The 18,022-nt window shown below is 74.6% G+C and carries 13 protein-coding genes; 10 read left to right on the forward strand and 3 right to left on the reverse strand.

The annotated features are described in order from the left end of the window. Positions 1–4: 4 nt before the first annotated feature. The 10 genes from ACIO92_RS17790 (at position 5) to ACIO92_RS17835 (ending at position 16,250) form a co-directional block, all read left to right on the forward strand. Complete coding sequence (locus tag ACIO92_RS17790; RefSeq protein ID WP_401242547.1) at positions 5–1,513, forward strand: phosphotransferase; 1,509 nt, start codon at positions 5–7, stop codon at positions 1,511–1,513. 1 nt (position 1,514) lies between these two features. Further along, positions 1,515–3,635 (forward strand): glycosyltransferase, encoded by a 2,121-nt coding sequence (locus ACIO92_RS17795; RefSeq protein WP_366441710.1) that lies wholly within the window; start codon positions 1,515–1,517, stop codon positions 3,633–3,635. Continuing rightward, positions 3,628–4,767 (forward strand): sugar phosphate nucleotidyltransferase, encoded by a 1,140-nt coding sequence (locus ACIO92_RS17800; protein WP_366441711.1) that lies wholly within the window; start codon positions 3,628–3,630, stop codon positions 4,765–4,767. Before ACIO92_RS17795 ends, ACIO92_RS17800 begins: the two co-directional genes overlap by 8 nt. Positions 4,768–4,776: 9 nt before the next feature. Further along, a complete protein-coding gene (locus tag ACIO92_RS17805; protein WP_402282171.1) occupies positions 4,777–8,154 on the forward strand; it encodes an HAD-IIB family hydrolase in 3,378 nt (1,125 codons plus the stop codon). After that, positions 8,151–10,229 (forward strand): 4-alpha-glucanotransferase, encoded by a 2,079-nt coding sequence (gene malQ / locus ACIO92_RS17810; RefSeq protein WP_402282169.1) that lies wholly within the window; start codon positions 8,151–8,153, stop codon positions 10,227–10,229. The genes ACIO92_RS17805 and malQ overlap by 4 nt, the downstream gene beginning before the upstream one ends. Beyond that, positions 10,207–11,412: a sedoheptulose 7-phosphate cyclase gene (locus ACIO92_RS17815; RefSeq protein ID WP_366441714.1), complete on the forward strand. Its 1,206-nt coding sequence runs from the start codon at positions 10,207–10,209 to the stop codon at positions 11,410–11,412. The genes malQ and ACIO92_RS17815 overlap by 23 nt, the downstream gene beginning before the upstream one ends. Next, positions 11,409–11,795 carry a cupin domain-containing protein gene (locus ACIO92_RS17820; protein WP_366441715.1) on the forward strand — a complete coding sequence of 129 codons (387 nt, stop codon included), beginning with the start codon at positions 11,409–11,411 and terminating at the stop codon, positions 11,793–11,795. Before ACIO92_RS17815 ends, ACIO92_RS17820 begins: the two co-directional genes overlap by 4 nt. An 85-nt stretch (positions 11,796–11,880) precedes the next feature. Beyond that, entirely contained in the window at positions 11,881–12,888 is a 1,008-nt protein-coding gene (locus tag ACIO92_RS17825; RefSeq protein WP_401242558.1) for an ROK family protein, read from the forward strand. Continuing rightward, a complete protein-coding gene (locus ACIO92_RS17830) occupies positions 12,885–13,823 on the forward strand; it encodes a sugar nucleotide-binding protein (RefSeq protein ID WP_366441717.1) in 939 nt (312 codons plus the stop codon). Before ACIO92_RS17825 ends, ACIO92_RS17830 begins: the two co-directional genes overlap by 4 nt. A 408-nt stretch (positions 13,824–14,231) precedes the next feature. Continuing rightward, on the forward strand, positions 14,232–16,250 hold the full coding sequence (locus ACIO92_RS17835) for an ABC transporter ATP-binding protein (RefSeq protein WP_402282165.1): 2,019 nt from the start codon (positions 14,232–14,234) through the stop codon (positions 16,248–16,250). A 409-nt stretch (positions 16,251–16,659) separates the two neighbouring features. Here the strand turns inward: ACIO92_RS17835 and ACIO92_RS17840 are convergent, their stop codons facing one another. From ACIO92_RS17840 to ACIO92_RS17850, 3 genes are read right to left on the reverse strand one after another with little or no spacing between them, the layout of a single operon-like run. Beyond that, positions 16,660–17,244 (reverse strand): ATP/GTP-binding protein, encoded by a 585-nt coding sequence (locus tag ACIO92_RS17840; protein WP_366441719.1) that lies wholly within the window; start codon positions 17,242–17,244, stop codon positions 16,660–16,662. Beyond that, the gene (locus ACIO92_RS17845; protein WP_351784843.1) at positions 17,225–17,596 is read right to left on the reverse strand and encodes a DUF742 domain-containing protein; all 372 of its coding nucleotides are present in this window, start codon (positions 17,594–17,596) and stop codon (positions 17,225–17,227) included. Before ACIO92_RS17845 ends, ACIO92_RS17840 begins: the two co-directional genes overlap by 20 nt. Beyond that, the gene (locus tag ACIO92_RS17850; RefSeq protein ID WP_351784845.1) at positions 17,589–18,017 is read right to left on the reverse strand and encodes a roadblock/LC7 domain-containing protein; all 429 of its coding nucleotides are present in this window, start codon (positions 18,015–18,017) and stop codon (positions 17,589–17,591) included. The genes ACIO92_RS17845 and ACIO92_RS17850 overlap by 8 nt, the downstream gene beginning before the upstream one ends. Between the last annotated feature and the right edge of the window lie 5 nt (positions 18,018–18,022).

The raw sequence follows: 18,022 nt of genomic DNA on the forward strand, positions 1-18,022 counted from the left end.
CCGCGTGACCAGCGACACCCAGCTCCACGAACTGCTGCGCGCCGCCGCCTGGCTGCCGGAGGACGGCCGCCGGGCCGACCGCCACGAGGTGGCCGACGAGGCGGACCTCGGCGACGGGCTCCGGCTCGTCCTCACCAGCGCCGTCGGCGGCCCCGCGCACGGCCGGAGGTTCCTCCTCCCCGTCCGCGCCGACACCGCGGGGCGCTCCTCGGAGGCGCCGGGCACCGAGGAGTTCGACCGGGCCTGCGTCCGGCTCCTCGCGGCCGGGGCCAGGGTCCCCACCGCACGCGGCGGACACGTCGTCTTCCGGGGTTCCGGCCCGGCCCCCAGGACCGTGCGGGCCCGGTCCTTCGACCGGGGCTGGTCCTCGAACTCGCTGTCCCTGCTGGACCTCGACGGCCGCCCCCACCTCCACAAGACGTACCGGAGCCCCGGTCCCGAAGTGCGGGAACCCGAACTGCTCCGGCTGCTGGACGGCGGCGGCCACACCCCCCGCTGGTTCGGGGACTACACGTACGTCCCGCCCGGCGGCGGCGCTCCCCTGCCGCTCGGGGTGGTGTACGCCTACACCCCCGGCACCGGCGTCGACACCCCGCTGCGGGAGAACCTGCGCGCCCTCTGGCCGAGGCTGGCAGCCGGGGACCACGGCCCGGTGCCGGACGGCGGCGGGACCCCGGACGGGCTCGACGCGCTGGTGCGGGCGCACCTCGCGCCGCTCGCCGGGACGCTCGGCGCCGCCCGCGCGTTCCTCGGCTCCTTCCACACGGAGCTGCGGGTCCGGCTCGGCGGGGACGTCCCGCCGCCCGCGTACCCGGTGGACCGGGCGCTGGACGCCGCCGAGGAGCGGATCACCGCCCTGGCCGCGCGCGGCCGGACCGAGGCGGCGCTGCCCCGGCCGGTCCTCGCCGCCGCGTTCCGCGCGCTGGCCGAGGAGACCGCGCTGCTGCGGGCCGCCTTCGCCACGGGCGTGGTGCCCGGTTCCGCCGGGCCCTGCCACGGCGACCTGCACCTGTCGCACCTGCTGGTCGACCCGCCCCGGGTGATCGACATCTCCACGCCCAGCACCGGCCCCGGCGAGCCGGGCTGGGACGAGCAGTCGCCCCTGGAGGACCTGGTGGCGCTGGGCCGGGCCCTGGAGTACTTCTCCGCCGACGAGGCGGCCGACCACGCGGCCCGGCTGCTCGGTGTGGACTCCACCCGGACCATGCTCGCCTCGCTCGACGGCGGCGCGGGCCTCCCGCCCGCCGGACGGGCCAGGCTGCTCCTCGTGTTCGAGGCGGCGGACGTGTGGCGGCGGCAGGTCGCCGCGCTGCTCCTCGGCCCCGCCGGGGCGGCGACGGCGGCCGGTGGCGGCGAGGAGCTGCGACGGCTGCTGCACCTGCGCAGGCTGCTGCACGAGCTGGACTACAACTTCGCCCACGCCCGGCCGTACCACGCGGCCATCGACCTGCGCCACGCCCTGGCGCTCGGCCGGCCCTCCCCCCTCGCCCGCACTCTCACCACGAGGAACTGACGTGAGCGACGCGACCGACGGACCGCTGCACATCATCGAGACGTACTTCGAGTGCTGCGGATTCGACCACACCTTCCTCCAGGGCGGCACCTCGGTGTACCTCTGGAACCTCTCGCGTGCCTTCGCCCGCAAGGGCCACCGGGTGTCCGTCGTGACCCCGGCGCACGGCCGCCTCGACGACCTGCGCCGCAGACACACCGTGGAGGACCTTCCGTACGAGGACGCCTACACCCTGCCCCTCGTCCTCGACCCCGAGGTGTGGCGGGGCTTCCCGGCAGAGGTGCCGGTGGAGCTTCGGACCACCGCGCACCGCATCCGGCTGGAGGGGGTGGACCTCTACTTCCTGTCCAACGACCACCTCGACCGGCTGCCGGACACGTTCTATCCGCCGTACGCGGCGAAGGGCTCCGACCTGACCTTCTTCAAGCCGCTGGTCTTCCAGGTGGACAGCGTCCGCTTCCTGCGCGGCTGGTTCGCCGACGAGCGGGCGGTCGTCCACGCCCATGAGCCGTACTACCACTACCTGCTGCCGCCCGCGCTCGCCGGTGACCCGCTCAAGAGCGTGGTGACGACGGTGCAGAGCAACATGCCGATCACCAAGAAGGTGTACGGCCCCGAGGTCAGACGGCTGCTCGGCCTCCTGGGCGCGCCGCCGCCGCAGGAGCCGCCCGCGCCCGCGGCCGGGGTGCGGGAGGCCCAGCGCCAGTACCAGAGCAGGACGCATCTGCACTACGAGTACCCGGCGGACCACCTCACGGTGTACGGGCTGGTCGCGGACCACTCCGACCGGATCGACTTCCTCTGCCCGGGGCAGCGGGACTTCCTCAACGGCTTCCGGGACACCCCCTTCGAGGAGCTGTTCGCGGCGCTGCCGGTCGCGGACACGGTCCGGCGCAACGCGCACAAGCAGTTCGTCGGCGGCTGCGCGATCTCCGACGCCTGGCTGGCGGGCGACCCGGGGGCGGTGGACCGTACGGCGGTGCTCTCCGGTCTCGGGCTCGACCCGGCGCTGCCGACCTTCTTCCACAACGCCCGGTACGCGGTGCACCACAAGGGCCAGGTCGAGCTGTTCCGGGCGGTGGACCGGGTGCTGTCGGAGGGGCTGGCCGCGAACTTCGTGCTGCGCTGCATCTCCGGCACCGGCATCGACGACCCGTATGTGCGCGAGGTCGTCGCCCGGCACCGGGGCCGGGTGCATCTGGAGTGGGAACGGGTCGACGAGGAGCGGGTGTTCGCACTCGCTTCGGCCGCCGACTTCTGTGTCTTCCCGTCCAAGTTCGAGATGGACACCTTCCTCATCGCGCAGGGCGAGGCGATGGCCTGCGGGGCGGTGCCGGTGGCCACCGCCCAGTGGGGCATGGCGCACTTCCGGCACGCGGACGAGGGCGAGGGGCGCACCGGTTTCGCCGTCAACCGGTCCTTCGCGGAGGACGACGCCCTGCTCGTCGACGCGCTCGCCGACCGGCTGCGCCGCGCCGCCCGCCTGTACCGGGAGCGGCCCGAGGAGTACCGGGCCCTCTCGGAGCGGGCCCGCGCGGTGGCCCGTACGTTCACCTGGGACCACTGCGCCGAGCTGCACCTGGAGGTCTTCCGGGAGCTGTGGCGGGGGACGGAACCGGCCCCCGCCGTGGAAGCGGCCCTGCGGCACGGCTGGTTCGGGCTGCTGCCGGACGCGGTGTGGCAGGAACGGCCGGACGAGGTTCTCGCGGCGGCCGTCGCGAGCGGGGACCTCGACGCCGTGGAGCGGCTCGGGCCGCTCACGGACCCGCTGGCGCTGCGGCTCTTCGACGCGGCCTGGGACCGGGCCGACTTCGTGACCTGCGCCGAGGTCGTGGCGCGTCGTCCGGACGCGGTGCCCGGGGAGCGGACCGCCGCCCTGCGGGAGCGCTGTCTGCCGGGCGGCGAGGGGCTCGTCTACCGCCTGGCGCACGCCGAGCGGGTCGAGCTGGTCGTCCCGGGGCCCAGGGCGGAAGGGGGCAGGGGCGAGGCGCGGGTCACCGAGTGGGCCCGCACCGCCCCGGGCGAGTTCACCGGCGCGGCTCCGGCGGGCGGGCCCGCCGCGCGGCTGCTCCTGACGCTGTCGAACGGGCGGATCGCCTGGGACGAGGTACGACATGGCTGACCGTCCGGCTTCCCCGGCCGACTCCGCCGGGGTCCGTGCCGTGCTGCTCGCCGGCGGGCGGGGCGAGCGGATGGGCCGGCTCGGCGCCGGACGGCTGAAGCCGCTGGTGCCGTACGGCGGTGCGTGCAGGCTCGTCGACTTCAGCCTGGCCAACGCCCGCGACTCGGGGTTCGGCGAGGTGCTGCTGCTCTCGCAGTACGAGGAGCGGCTCCTGATGGACGACCTGCACACCGGGTGGAACGGGTCCCCGTCCGGTTTCCGTGTCCACTTCGGCCCGTACGACGCGGCCTACCGGGCGGCGGGCCGGGGGCTGCCCGAGCGGCTCCCGGAGCGGACCTGGCCCCTGGAGCGGGGCACGGCCGACGCCCTGATCCGCAAGGCCGACCATGTCTTCGGCCCGGAGACACGGCATGTGCTGGTGCTCCACTCCGACCATGTGTACCGCTTCGACTACGGGCCGCTGATCCGGCGGCACCTGGCGGAGCGGGCCGCGCTCACCCTGGCGTACCAGCGGATCGACCCCCGGTACGTACACCTCTTCGGCATGGTCGACCTGGACCGGGAGGGGCGGCTGACGGCCTTCGTGGAGAAGCCCGAACACCCCACGTCGGACCTGGTGTTCGCGGCTTTCTGCGTCTTCGACGCGGCTGTGCTGCGGCGCTACCTGGAGGAGCTGGACGGGACGGACTGGCAGCACGACGTGAGCCGGGACGTCATCCCCGCGATGCTCGCCGCCGGGGAGCGGATCGTCGGGCACCGGGTGGCGGGGCACTGGGAGGACATCGGCACGGTGGAGCGCTACCACCGCGCGCACCTGGCGATGACCCGCCCGGACGCGACGCTGCCGGTGACCGCCCTGCCGCGGACCCTGGCGCCCGGGGTCTCACGCGGTCTGGTCGACCGGGCGCCGGGGGTGCGCCGCTCGGTGGTGCCGCTGGGCCTGGCCAACCGGGGCCTGGTCGAGGACAGCGTGGTCTTCCCCGGTGCGCGGATCGGGGCGGGGGCCCGGGTGCGGCGGAGCGTGGTGCTGCCCGGTGCCGCGGTGCCCGCCGGGGCCGACATCGACTCCGCGGTCGTCCTGGAGGACGGCTTCGTCCAGTACGTCGAACCGATGCCGTCCGCGGCACGCTGAGGGGATCTCGTGCACATCGTCAACTTCGCCTACGAATGCGGGGGGTTCGATCCCCGGCTGATGCGCGGCGGTCTCTCGCCGCTGGTGTGGAACCTGTCACGGGAGTACGCGGCCCTCGGCCACCGGGTGTCGGTCGTGACCCCCGCGCACGGGCATCTGGAGCGGCTGCGTGCCGTCCACCGGATCGAGGAGCTCGACCACCGGATCGACCACACGGTGCCGCTGGTCCTCGACCCGAAGACCTGGCCGGACCGTCCCGCCGAGCTGTCCCTGTCCCTGTCCACCCGGGCGCATCTGCTGCGGCTGGACGGGGTCGACGTGTACTTCCTCTCCGACACCCATCTGGATCTGCTGCCGGACCGGCTGTACCCGCCGCCGGACTCCGAGGGCCGGGAGCTGTCCTTCTTCAAGCCGCTGGTCTTCCAGGTCGCCGGGCTGCGTTTCCTGCGGGACGTGCTCGGCGCCGGGCACGGCGAGGGCGCGGAGCCCGCGATCGTGCACGGCTTCGAGCCCGCGTACCACCATCTGGTGCCGCTGGTGCTGCGGGACGACCCGCGCTGGCGGTGCGTCAGCACGGTCGCGGCCAACGCGCCCGTGACGCACAAGGTGTACCGGCCGCAGACCGAGGCGGTGCTGCGGCTGTTCGGGGTCGATCCGCTGCGGATCGGCGCCGGGAGCGGGGAACCGTTCGCGCTGGACGCCTGGGAGGAACCGGCCCCGCCGGAGGGCTCCGCCACGGCGGCGATGGTCCGGGCGCTGGCCGCGACCCGGCTGCACACCGATTTCGGCCCCGACCACGTGTCGCTGTTCCCGCAGCTCCTGGCCCACGCCGATCTGGTGGACTTCGTGTCCCCCGGGCAGCTCGACCACCACAGCACCTTCGAGGGCACGCCGATGGAGCGGTACGTGGCCGGGCTGCCGGTCGCCCGGCTGCTGCGGGAGCGGGCGGGCAAGCTCTTCGACGGCGGCTGCGGGGTCTCCGGCTCGTGGCTGGCGCGGGACCCGGCGGCGGTCGACCGGGACGCGGTGCTGCGCGGCATGGGCCTGGACCCGGCGCGCCCGGTCTTCTACCACGCGGCCCGGTACGCCGTGCACCACAAGGGGCAGTTGGAGCTGGTCCGGGCGGTCGAGGAGGTCCTCGCGGACGGCGCCGAGGTGAGCTTCGTGCTGCGCTGCGCGACGGGTGCGGCCGGTACGGCTCCGGCGGCGCCCGCCAACGCGTACTTCCAGCGGGTCGCGGACGCGTACCCGGACCGGGTGCGGCTCGACTGGTCGCTGGTCGGCGAGGAGGAGCTGTTCACGGAGGCGGCGTGCGCGGACTTCTGCGTGTATCCGTCCAAGTTCGAGCTGGACGGTTTCCTGATCGCCCAGGCGGAGGCGATGGCGTGCGGCGCGGTGCCGATCGGCACCGCGCAGCGGACCACCGCGCACTTCGGGCACGCGCTGCCGCACGACGACCCGGACGCGACCGGTTTCGCGGTACGGGGTTCGTTCCGCGACGACGACCGGGAGCTGGCCGGGCTGCTCGCGGACCGGTTCCGGGAGGCGGAGCGGATGTTCCGGGAGGCGCCTCGGGAGTACCGGCGGCTCTCGGGGAACGCGGTCCGCACGGCACGCGGCTTCACCTGGGGGGAGAGTGCCCGCCGTCGGCTCGGCGCCTTCCGGGAGCTGCTGGACGGCGCTCCCCGGGCGCTGCCCGCGCGGGACGCGGTGCGGTACGGCTGGTTCGGTCTGCTCGGCCCGGCGGAACTGGCCGAGCACCGTGAGGCGGTGCTGCGGCGGGCCCTGGAGACGGGTGACGCCGACGCCTACGGGCGGTGCGCGGAGCTGGACGGGGACGCGTACGGGCGCCTGTTCGCCGCCGCGTACCGGCGGGCTGACTTCGAGCGCTGCGCCGCGCTGGCCCGGGACGCGGGGCGGGACGACTGGCTGGCGCCGGTGCGGCACCGGTGCCGGATCGCCGCCGGGGCTCCGGACGCGGTCCGCGCGGTGGAGTACCGGCATCCCGGTCCGATCGCGGTGGACGTGGTCGTCGACGGCGCCGGTCCGGCCGTACCGGGCCCGGTGGACCCGGCCGACGAGCCGCTGGAGTCGGCGGCCGAGGCGGCCCGCTCCGACGAGCCGGTGCCCTCGGCGGGCACCACCCGGCTCGTCGCGCTGCGGCGGGACGCCGACGGGGTGTTCCGGGGCACGGTCCCGTCGGACGGGTCGCGCGGCGGCCTGGTGCTGCGGCTCACCCTGGGCGACGGCGGGACCGCCTGGGACCACGTGCCGGTGCCGGGGGCGCCGCCGTACCGGGTGGTCGCCACCGATCTCGACGGCACGCTGCTGCGCGCGGATCTGACGGTCTCCGCGCGGACCCGGCGGGCCCTCGGCCTGGTGGCCGCGTCGGGCGCCGCGCATCTGGTGGTGACGGGCCGTCCGGCGGCGGCGTGCCGCGAGCTCTTCGGCTCCCTGGAGTACACCGGTCTCGCGGTGTGCGGTCAGGGCGCCCAGGTGTACGACGCGGGCGCGGACCGGCTGCTCTCGGCCGAGCGGCTCGACACGGGGCTGGCCCGGTCGGTCGTGGCGCGGCTGGAGGAGCTGCTCGGGCCGCTGGAGCTGGGGGTGGTGACCTCGCCGCCGGAGAGCCGGTTCAAGGTGACGCCCGGCTTCGGGGAGCGGGTGCGGCACGGCTGGGACGTGACCGCCGACCGGGCGGGGCTGTGGGACGGCCCGATCGACAAGCTGGTGCTGCACCACCGGACGGTCGGGGACGACGCGCTCACGGAGGTTGCGCTGCGGCTGTGCGGTGACGAGGTGACGGTGGTGCACTCGGTGCGGGGCATGGTGGAGGTGCTGCCCCTGGGCGTCACCAAGGGCACCGGGGCGGCCCGCGCGCTCGAACTGCTCGGCCGGACCGGCGCGGAGACCGTGGCGTTCGGCGACATGCCCAACGACCTGCCGCTCCTCGCGCTCGCCGGGCACGGGGTCGCCGTCGCCAACGCGCATCCGTCGCTGCGGGCGGTCGCGGACGAGATCGCCCCCGGCCACGAGGAGGACGGGGTCGCCGCGGTCCTGGAACGCCTCTTCGGCACACCGGTGGTGCCTTTCACGGCGGCGACGGGCCGGGAGGGGGCAACCACGGATCGGGGGTGCGCGTCCATGACGGTCCGACCCGCACCGCCCGGTCCCGCCGGGCCGGAGGCCCCGGCTCCGCCGGGAGTGCCGGTCGCCCCGGGTGTCCCGGCCCCTCCGGGATCTCGTACCGCGCGGGTTCGGGCCGATCCGGCCGCCCCCGCCCCGCCGGGTGTTCCGGCCGGACCCGGCGCCCCGGTCTCCCCGGTCGTCACGACCGGGCCCGGTTCCCCGGCCGGGGCCGTCTCCCCCGCCGGAGGTGCCCGGTGAGCGATCCGTTGACGGCGCTCGCGGAGGCGTACGGGGTGGCGACCGCGTACCGGACCGACCGGGGGCGGGACGTCGAGGTGTCCCGCGACACCCTGGTCGCCGTTCTCGCCGCCTGCGGGGTGGACGGCTCGACGTCCGGTGCCGCCCGTGCCGCCCTGGCGGCCCGTCGCGCCGCCGGGGCCGCACGGCTGGTGCCGCCGTGCGTCGTCGTGGACGGCCCCGGCGGTCCGCTGCCCCGGCTGCCCCGGGGCGCCCGCGCCGAGGTGCGGTGCGCCGACGGGCGGGTGCGCGGGGCGGGGGACGGTCCGCTGCCGGTCGGCCGGCACACGCTGACGGTGGAGGCGGACGGGCGGCGCGACACGGCGGTGCTGCTCGTCGCCCCGGACCGGCTCGCCCCCGCCCCGTACTCCTGGGGATTCCTCGTCCAGCTCTACTTCCTGCTGTCCCGCCGCTCCTGGGGCATGGGGGACCTCGGTGACCTGAAGGGACTCGTCTCCTGGGCCGGTCGGGAGCTGGGCGCGGACTTCGTCCAGCTGGGGCCGCTGCACGCGATGGAGCCGGGGCCGCTGCCCGACCCGTCGCCGTACCGGCCGAGCAGCAGACGGTTCCCCGATCCGATGCACGTCCGGGTCGAGGACGTACCGGAGTTCACGGGTCTCACGGCCGGGCCCCGGGACCGGGTCCGGCAGCTCACCGGCCGGGCCGCCGCGCTCAACTCAGCTGTCCTGGAAGGCAGTTCGCTGATCCGGCGGGAGGAGGTGCGCGAGCTCAAGCTGCGGGCGCTGCGGGAGGTGTACGAGGTGCCGCGCACCCCGGAGCGCGAGGCCGCGTTCGCCGCGTTCACCGTCCGGGAGGGCGACGACCTCACCGACTTCGCCACCTGGTGCGCGCTGGCCGAGGCGCACGGACCGGCGTGGCGTTCCTGGCCCGTCGGGCTGCGTGACCCGAGGTCGGCGGGGGTGACCGGGGCCCGGCGGGCCCTCGCCTCCTCGGTCGGCTTCCACCGGTGGCTGGCCTGGGTCACCGACGAGCAGCTGGCGGACGCCCAGCGCGCGGCCCGCGCGGCGGGTATGCGGATCGGCCTGGTGCACGATCTGGCGGTCGGGGTGGCGCCGGAGGGCGCGGACGCCTGGTCGCTGCGGCGCTGTCTCGCCGAGGGCATGTCGGTGGGCGCTCCGCCGGACGACTTCAACCCGTCCGGGCAGGACTGGGGCCAGCCGCCGTGGCGCCCGGACGCGCTGGCGGCCGAGGGCTACCGGCCGTTCGCCGCGCTGCTGCGGGCCGGGCTGCGGCACGCGGGCGCGCTCCGCGTCGACCATGTGATGGGGCTCTTCCGGCTCTGGTGGGTGCCCGAGGGCCGTCCGCCGGGCGAGGGGACCTATGTGCGGTACGACGGGGCGGCGATGCTGGCCGTGCTCGCGGCGGAGGCGGCCGACGCCGGGGCGCTGGTGATCGGCGAGGACCTGGGCACGGTCGGGGCGGGGGTCCGTGAGGCGCTCGCGGACCGGGGCGTGATCGGGACGGCCGTGCAGCGCTTCGAGTACGAGGGCGGGTCCGAGGGCCGGCTCGGCCCGCTTCCGCCGGAGAAGTGGCGGGAGCACTGTCTGGCCACGCTGACCACCCACGACCTGCCGAGCACGGCCGCCTGGCTCAGCGGGGAGCACGTGGAGCTGCGCCACCGGCTGGGCCTGTCGGCCCGCCCGGTGGAGCGGGAGCGGGCGGAGGCGGCGCGCGAGCGGGACGGCTGGCTGGCCGAACTGGCGCGGCTGGGGCTGCTGCCGGACCCGGCGGGCGAGGTCGCGGCCCTCCACACGTATCTGGGCCGGACCCCGGCCCGCATGATCGGGGTCTGGCTGCCGGACCTGACGGGCGACCGGCGTCCGCAGAACCTGCCGGGCACGGCGGGGCTCCACCCCAACTGGTGCCTGCCGGTCGCCGACGGGGAGGGGCGGCCCGTCGCCCTGGAGGAACTGACCGGGGCTCCGCTGGCCCACCATCTGGCCGAGGCGTTCGCCGGGCGGCCGGAAGCACACCGAGACATCGAGGAGAGGTATGCCCAGCCGGGTTCTTGCTGACGACGAACGCCTGCCGGGCGTCCGGGAGGACGCCGACGGTTTCAGCCTGCTCGCGCCGGACGGCACCGGCTACCGGGCGGAGCTGATCTCCGGGGTGCTCTCCCCGGACAACCCCGCGCTGGCACGCGCGATCGGCGGCCGACGGGTGGTGGCCTTCACCGGGCCGACCGTCGGCGGTCTGTACGGGGAGGCGCTGCGCCGCTATCTGGCGGCGCGCCTCGCCCCGGGGACCTGGACGCTGCACACGGTGCCCACCGGGGAGCGGAACAAGACGCTGGCCGCGGCGGAGCGGGTCTGCGCGCTCGCCAAGGCCGACGGTCTGGACCGGCACGGGGTGATGCTCGCCCTGGGCGGCGGGATCGTCTCGGACGTGGTCGGCTTCGCCGCGTCGATGTACGCGCGGGGTGTCCGGCACGTGCGGATCAACACCTCGCTGGTCGGGCAGGTGGACGTGGGCGTGGGGGTGAAGACGGGGGTCAACGCCCTGCGCACGAAGAACATGTTCGGCGCCTACCATCCGGCGCACGCCTCGCTGAGCGATCCCGCGTTCCTGTCCACGCTGCCGGTGCGGGAGGTCCGCTGCGGTCTCGCGGAGGTCGTGAAGATGGCGGTGATCCTGGACGAGGAGCTGTTCGCGGCCCTGGAGCGGTATCCGGACGCCTTCCGGGGCGCCGGGACGCCGACGCCTCCCGAGGTGGAGACGTATGTGCTGCGGACGTCCATGCGGCTGATGATGGAGGAGCTCTGCCCGAACCTTCGGGAGAAGGACCTGGCCCGGCTGGTGGACTTCGGGCACACGTTCAGCCCCGTCGTGGAGACGGCAGGTGACCACCGGCTCGAACACGGTGAGGCGGTCGCGGTGGACATGGCCCTGTCGGCCTGTCTGGCGCTGCGGCTCGGACTGCTCGACTCGGTGTCCTGCGACCGGATCATCGGGCTCCTCGCCCGGATCGGGCTGCCCGTCTTCGACGCGGAGACCTGCACGCCGGAGCTGATGACCCGGGCTCTTGAGGAGTCGTGGGAGCGCCGTGGCCGCCGACTGCACCTGGTGGTGCCGACGGCAGTGGGCAAGGCGGTGTTCGTGGACGAGCTGGCCGACGTGCCGTCCGGGGTGCTGCGGTGGGCGCTCGGCGAACTCGCCGCGCGCGCGGCCCGGTTCGAGGCCGGGGAGGTACGGGCGTGAGCGGGCGGGCGCGACCGGTGGTGAACCTCGCGGAGCTGTACGAGCGGAAGCCGCACGACCACGGCGGGCGGGGCACGATCCTGGCGCACCGCATCCTGGCCCGGGGCGGGGGGAGCACCGGGGCGGCCTTCATCGATCTGGCGGTGCTGCCGCCGGGGACGTCCGTCGGGCGGCACCGGCACGGCCGGGACCGTGAGACGTACGTGGTGCTGAGCGGGAGCGGGGTGATGTTCCGGGACGGGGTCGAGTTCCGGGTGTCGGCCGGGGACGTGGTGGTCAACGAGCCGTACGGCGAGCACGGGCTGAGCAACGACTCGGCGGCGGACCTGACGCTGCTGGTGTTCGAGGAGGAGGTGCCCGATGACGACGTCACCGGTGGCTGAGGCGGGGTCCGGACCGTCCGGAGGGGGCACGGCCGCTCCTTCCCCGCGGGGGGTCGCGGTGCCGTCCGGGCGGCGGATCACGGTGATGGACGTCGGCGGGACGACGCTGCGCGTCGGTACCTTCGACGCCGGGGCGGGCGGGCTGCTGCCGGACGTGCGGCGGACACCCGTGGACGGCATGGCCCGCTTCCCCGGCGCGCCGGTCCCGGTGCTCCAGGAGCGGGTGGTGGAGCAGATCGCGCGCGAGGCGGAGCGGCGGGCCGGTGTCCGGGGCTCGGACGGTCTGTGCGTCGCCTTCGCCGGGCCGGTGGGCCGGGACGGGACGGTGCGGGGCGCGCCGACGGTGTGGGGCGGGGGCGGCGGTCCGCTGCCGCTCCGGGAACTCCTGGAGGCCCGGCTGCCGGTGCCGGTCCTCGTGGTCAACGACCTGACGGCGGCGGCCTGGCGGTACGGGGCGGACTCCCCGGAGGCGTTCTGTCTGCTGACGGTGAGTTCGGGCATCGGCAACAAGGTGTTCCGGGGCGGTGAGGTGCTCCTCGACGACGAGGGGCACGGCGGGGAGCTGGGGCACTGGACCTATGACCGTTCGCCGGACGCGCCGGAGTGCGACTGCGGCGGCCGGGGGCACCTCGGGGCGCTCGCGTCGGGGCGGGGCGTGCTGGCGGCCGTGCGGCGGGCCGCCCTCGCCGATCCGGACGGGTACGCGGGCTCGGCGCTCGCTCGGGCCGCCGCCGGTCCTGCGGAGGTGGACAATCCGGCGGTGGCGGCGGCCGTCCGGGCCGGGGACCCCTTCGCTACGGAGGTGCTGCGGGGCACGCTGGTGCCGTTGGCGGCGGCGATCGACGGGGTGTTCACGTCGATCGGGATCCGCCGGTACGTCCTGGTGGGCGGTTTCGCCCTGGCCGTCGGCGAGCGGTACCGCGAGCTGCTGGTGGCGGAGCTGGTCCGGCGGGGCTGCTTCGGTCTGACGGACGGGCAGGCCGGGGCGATGGTGGTGCTCGGCGAGGACGACGACGACCACGGTCTGATCGGCGCGGGGCTCCTGATGGACCGGCGCGTCGGTGCGGCGGCGGAGCGGGAGGCGGCCGGATGAGCGCGGAGGAGACGGGCCGTGGGCCCGTCCTGGTGGTCGGGAGCGGTTTCGTCGGTTCGGGGATCGCCCGGCGGCTGGCCGCCGGGGGCCGGGCGGTGACGCTCGCCTCGCGCGGTCGGCCCGGTCGGCCGCCCGAGGCGTACGGGGCACGCTGGACGTCCCTGGACGCCACGGACCCGGTGGCCTGCGCCGGGGTGGTGGCGGAGGTCCGGCCGCGCGCGGTGGTGCTGGTCCACGGCCCTTCGGACGTCACCTGGTGCGAGGCGCACCCGGCTGAGGCGGCCGGGGCGCACACGGCGGCGACGGCCTCGTTCGCGGAACTGCCGGGCCTGGAAAGGCTGGTGATGATCTCCACGGACAATGTGTTCGACGGCGGCTCGGCGCGGAACACCGAGACGAGCCCGACGGCCCCGGCCAACGCGTACGGGACGGCGAAGCTGCGGGCGGAGGAGCTGCTCCTCGCGCGGGCGGTGTCCCCGGCGACGGTGCTGCGGGTGAGCCTGGTGTACGGGCACGAGCCGGCCGGCGGCGGGAAGTGGCTGAACTTCTTCGCGTCCTGTGCCCACCGGCTGGTCCGGGGGGAGCCGGTGGACGCGCCGGACGACCAGTGGACGACACCGGTCCTGGTGGAGGACGTGGCCGAGGTGACCGCGCTGCTGCTCCGTCCCGGCGGCGGGGTGCCGGAGCTGCTGCACCTCGGGGGGCCCGAGCGGATCTCCCGCGCCGGGTGGGCCCGGGAGATCGCCCGCGCGCTGGGGGCCCCGGAGGAGCTGGTGCGGCCGGTGCCGCGGGCGTCGGGCCGTTATGCCTCCCGGCCGGAGAACAGTTGTCTGACGAGCACGCGTCTCGCGTCGGTGCCGGGGATGGACGGGGTCCCGGTCCGCGACCCGGCGACGGCCGCGGCGGCGCTGGCGGCGTCCTTCACCGGAGGCTGAGGGAATCCGGGGGCGGCCCCGCGAGGCGAGCGCGGGAAGAGGCCGCGAGCCTGCCCGGCGGAGAGGCCCGGGGCGGGCGCGGGAAGCCGCCCCCTGAGACCGTCCGTCGGCGTTTCGGCCACGGACCACCCCTGGCACCGCCCTGACCGGGCAAGGGTCGATGTATCCGGCACGAACGCGCTTTCGCTCGGCTGCGGGTCTCACGACAGGCCGAAAAACGTGTGTTCGACCGGGTGGTGTCTTTCGTTGAGCCGGGCGACACCCCCACTCACACCTCCCGGAGCTCCCCGTGCGTCCCCTGCCCCTGTACCGGAACGTCCTTCCTCCCGCGCCTCCCACCACCACCCGCCTTCCGCGCCCCGCCTCCGCCTCGGCCCGCACAGCACGTCCGGATACGAGGTGGGGCGCATGACGACCGCACCGGGCACCGCACCCACCGCCGAGGCGGACGCCTCGGAGTCCGAGCGGCTGCTCTTCGGCGGCAAGCTCACCTACGACCAGGGGTTCGCCGCGCACTCCGGTGCCTGGGCGGGCCTGGGGCTGTGGGAGATGGGCCGTTCACTGCCCCGGCAGGTCCGCCTCGCCGTGCGTCTGGCGCGGGACGCCGACGGTCGCGCCTTCGCCCTGGTCGCGGGCAGTGAGATCGCGCGCGGCCTCACCCAGGCCGTGTCCCTGGTCGCGGTCAACTCCCTCCTGATCGCCCTGCTCGCCCCCGGCGACATCCCCGGCAGGCTGCGCGCCGCGCTGCCCGCCGTCGCCCTGGTCGGGGTCCTGTCGGTGATCGGCTCGGTCTGCCGCTCGGCCTCCGCCGCCGCGACGGGCGTCCTGGAGCCGAAGGCCCAGCGGGTCGCCACCGAGCGCTATCTCGGTCTGGTGGCGCGGGTGGAGCTGGAGGCGATCGAGGACGACGCGTTCCACCGCCTGATGGACACCGCGCAGTGGGGCGCCGACGCCGCCCGGCGGATGGTCGGCCACTGCACGGCCGTGGTGACCTCGATGATCTCGCTGATCGCCGCCGCCGGTGTGCTGACCGTGCTCCACCCGGCGCTGCTGCCGCTCCTGATGCTCATGGCGCTGCCGAGCGCCTGGGGTTCACTGACCATGACCCGGCACCAGTACACGAGCTGGCACCGGTTCGTGCAGCACGTACGGGCGTCCAAGCTGCTCAGCCAGCTCCTGATCGACCAGAAGGCCGCCGCCGAGGTCCGTGTCCACGGGGTGGCCCCCCTGCTGCTCAAGCACTTCCGGCTGATGGCCGAGACCAGCGAGGTCGAGCAGACCCGGCTGGCCTGGACCGGGGCGCGGGTGAACCTCGTCGCGGACTCGGCGCGAGGCCTCGCGACCCTCACGACGTACGGGGTCCTCGGGGCCCTGCTGTGGTTCGGCCGGATGGACCTCGCCATCGCAGGTACGGCGGTGCTGGCGATCCGTACGAGTTCGTCGAGCATCACCGATCTCGTGCTGCGGATCACCGAGGTCCAGGGGGAGGCCCTGTTCCTCGCCGATCTGGAGCGGCTGTGCGAGGAGGCCGTGGACCGGGCCGTCCCCGAGGGCGGGACGGACCTGCCCGGGAAGGTGGACGAGATCCGGTTCGAGAACGTCACCTACACCTACCCGGGCAAGGACGAGCCGTCCCTGCGGAACGTGGACCTGGTCATCCCCCACGGCAGGACCGTCGCCCTGGTCGGGAAGAACGGCTCCGGAAAGACGACCCTGGTCAGCCTGTTGAGCGGAGTGCGGCTCCCGAGCTCGGGACGGGTCCTGTGGGGCGGGGTGAGCACCACCGAGGCGGACCGGGCCCAGGTCTTCGCGCGGGTCGCGATGGTCGCCCAGGACTTCTACCGGTGGCCGTTCACCGCCCGGGTCAACATCGGCATCGGGCGCAGCGAGCGGCCCTGGGACGAACCGAGGGTCCGGGACGCGGCGGAGTACGCGGGCGCCGACGAGGTCATCGCCCGCCTGCCGTACGGTCTGGACTCCCTGCTGGCCCGGGGGTACAAGCGGGGGCAGGAGATCTCGGGCGGCCAGTGGCAGAAGCTGGGGCTGGCCCGTGCCCGGTTCCGCCACGGTGATCTGCTGATCGTCGACGAGCCGACCAGCGCGCTCGACGCCGCCGCCGAGCAGCGGGTCTTCGACCAGATCCACCGGCTGGCCGACAAGGGACAGACGACCGTCCTCATCACCCACCGGCTCGCCAGCGCCCGTCACGCGGACATGATCTACGTTCTCGACGAGGGGCGTGTCGTCGAGAGCGGCACCTTCACCGCGCTCATGGACCCCGGCACCGGAACCGGCGCGTTCCGCGACGCCTACGAACTCCAGGCCCGCCAGTTCCGCCTCGCCCCCGTACCACCACAGCCCGGAGCCCCGGACGCGCCCGCATCGACACCGCCCGGCACCCCGGACGCACCGGAGGCCCGCACCTGATCTGCCGGAAGGACCGGAGAAGTCACGACGCTCCCCCACCACCTGCCATCTGACCTGCGACATGCCACAACTCACCGTCCCGTGGGCACGGTTGCGCAGCGCCCGCGGGACGGGGCACACCGTGTCCTGGTGGAAGGGAGACAGCGGAGTGGATCCGCGTCGGGCCGACCTCTCCGGGGTCGCCCTCGCCGTTTCCTCCGCGCCCCGCGTCCGTGGCGGCCCGAGGAATGGGAGTCCTTCGTCGTTCGCGCCTCGGCGCCGGAGGGGACCGAGCCCGGGGTCCTCGTCGTCACCGTGGATCCCTGTGACACCACGGCGTCGGCGGAGGCCTGACGCGCCGTGTGCCATGACGGATGCCGCCCTGCGGCTCGCGCCGGAGCCGTGGCCCGGGGCCTCCCGTCCGGTCGGCTCAGGCGAACTGGCGGGAGACCTTGCGGTGGGCGGCCTCCAGGACGGCGAGGAGGAGTTCCTTGCTGGACTCACGGGTGCGGACGTCGCAGAGCACGATCGGGACGGCGGGGTCCAGATCGAGGGCGTCGCGGACCTGCACCGTGGTCCAGGCGCGTTCCCCGTTGAAGCAGTTGACGCCGATGGCGAAGGGGATCCCCCGCTCCTCGAAGAAGTCGATGGAACCGAAGGAGGCCTCCAGCCGACGGGTGTCGGCCAGCACCAGCGCTCCCAGGGTGCCGTGGGCGATCTCGTCCCACATGAACCAGAAACGTTCCTGTCCCGGCGTGCCGAACAGGTACAGGACGAGCTCGGGGCTGATGGTGATGCGGCCGAAGTCCATGGCGACCGTGGTGGAGGTCTTGCCCTCGACACCGGCGAGGCTGTCGATGCTCTGCCCGACCTGGGTGAGCCGTTCCTCCGTCTCCAGCGGAGGGATCTCGCTGACCGAGCCCACCATGGTGGTCTTGCCGACGCCGAAGCCCCCCGCGACGAGGATCTTCACCGCCGTGGGGAGAGTGACCGGTTCAGAGCTGGCGGATGCCATCGATGACCCTTTCGATGAGGTCCACGCTCGGTTTGTCGGACTGTGAGGGAGGTGCCTGCACGATGATCTTCTCATCGACGAGGAGATCGCCGCAGAGGACCTTGACGACGCTCACGGGCAGGTCGAGATGAGCGGCGATCTCGGCGATCGCCACGGCCCGGTGGCGGCACAGATCGAGGATCTGCGCGGCCTCCGGGCTCTCGTGCGTGAGGCCCACGTCGGGTGAGCGCGTCACCACCAGAGTGATCAGCGTGAAGTGATAGTGATTGTGGCGGGTCCGGCCACCGGTGATGGTGTAGGGCCGGAGATGGCGTCCGGTGGCCGGTCCGTCGAACCCTTGTGGCTCAGGCATCCTGGCGGTGTGCTGCGAGGCCGTCGCTAATCCTCGGTGCGGCACTGAGGTACGTTCCAACCTGCTTCACCAACGTCCCCATCTCGAAGGCCATCATCCCCGCATCCACGTCCTGGGAGGCGAGCGCCGCGAGGCGCGCCCCCTGCCCCGCCGCGGTGATGAACAGGAAGGCGTGCTCCATCTGGATGACGGTCTGCTGGACCGCCCCGCCCCTGAAGTACTGCGCGGTGCCCCGGGCCAGGCTGTGCATCCCGGACGCGACGGCCGAGAGGCGTTCCGCGTCGTCACGGACCAGGCCCTGCGACTTGCCGATCAGGAGGCCGTCCCCTGAGAGCACGATGGCGCAACGGATCTCGGGAATGCGTCCCACGAGGTCGTCCAGGACCCAGTCCAGCTGCCTGCTGATGGGCACGTCAGTCATTGTGT

The organism is Streptomyces sp. NPDC087215 (assembly GCF_044744885.1).
Classification (GTDB): domain Bacteria; phylum Actinomycetota; class Actinomycetes; order Streptomycetales; family Streptomycetaceae; genus Streptomyces.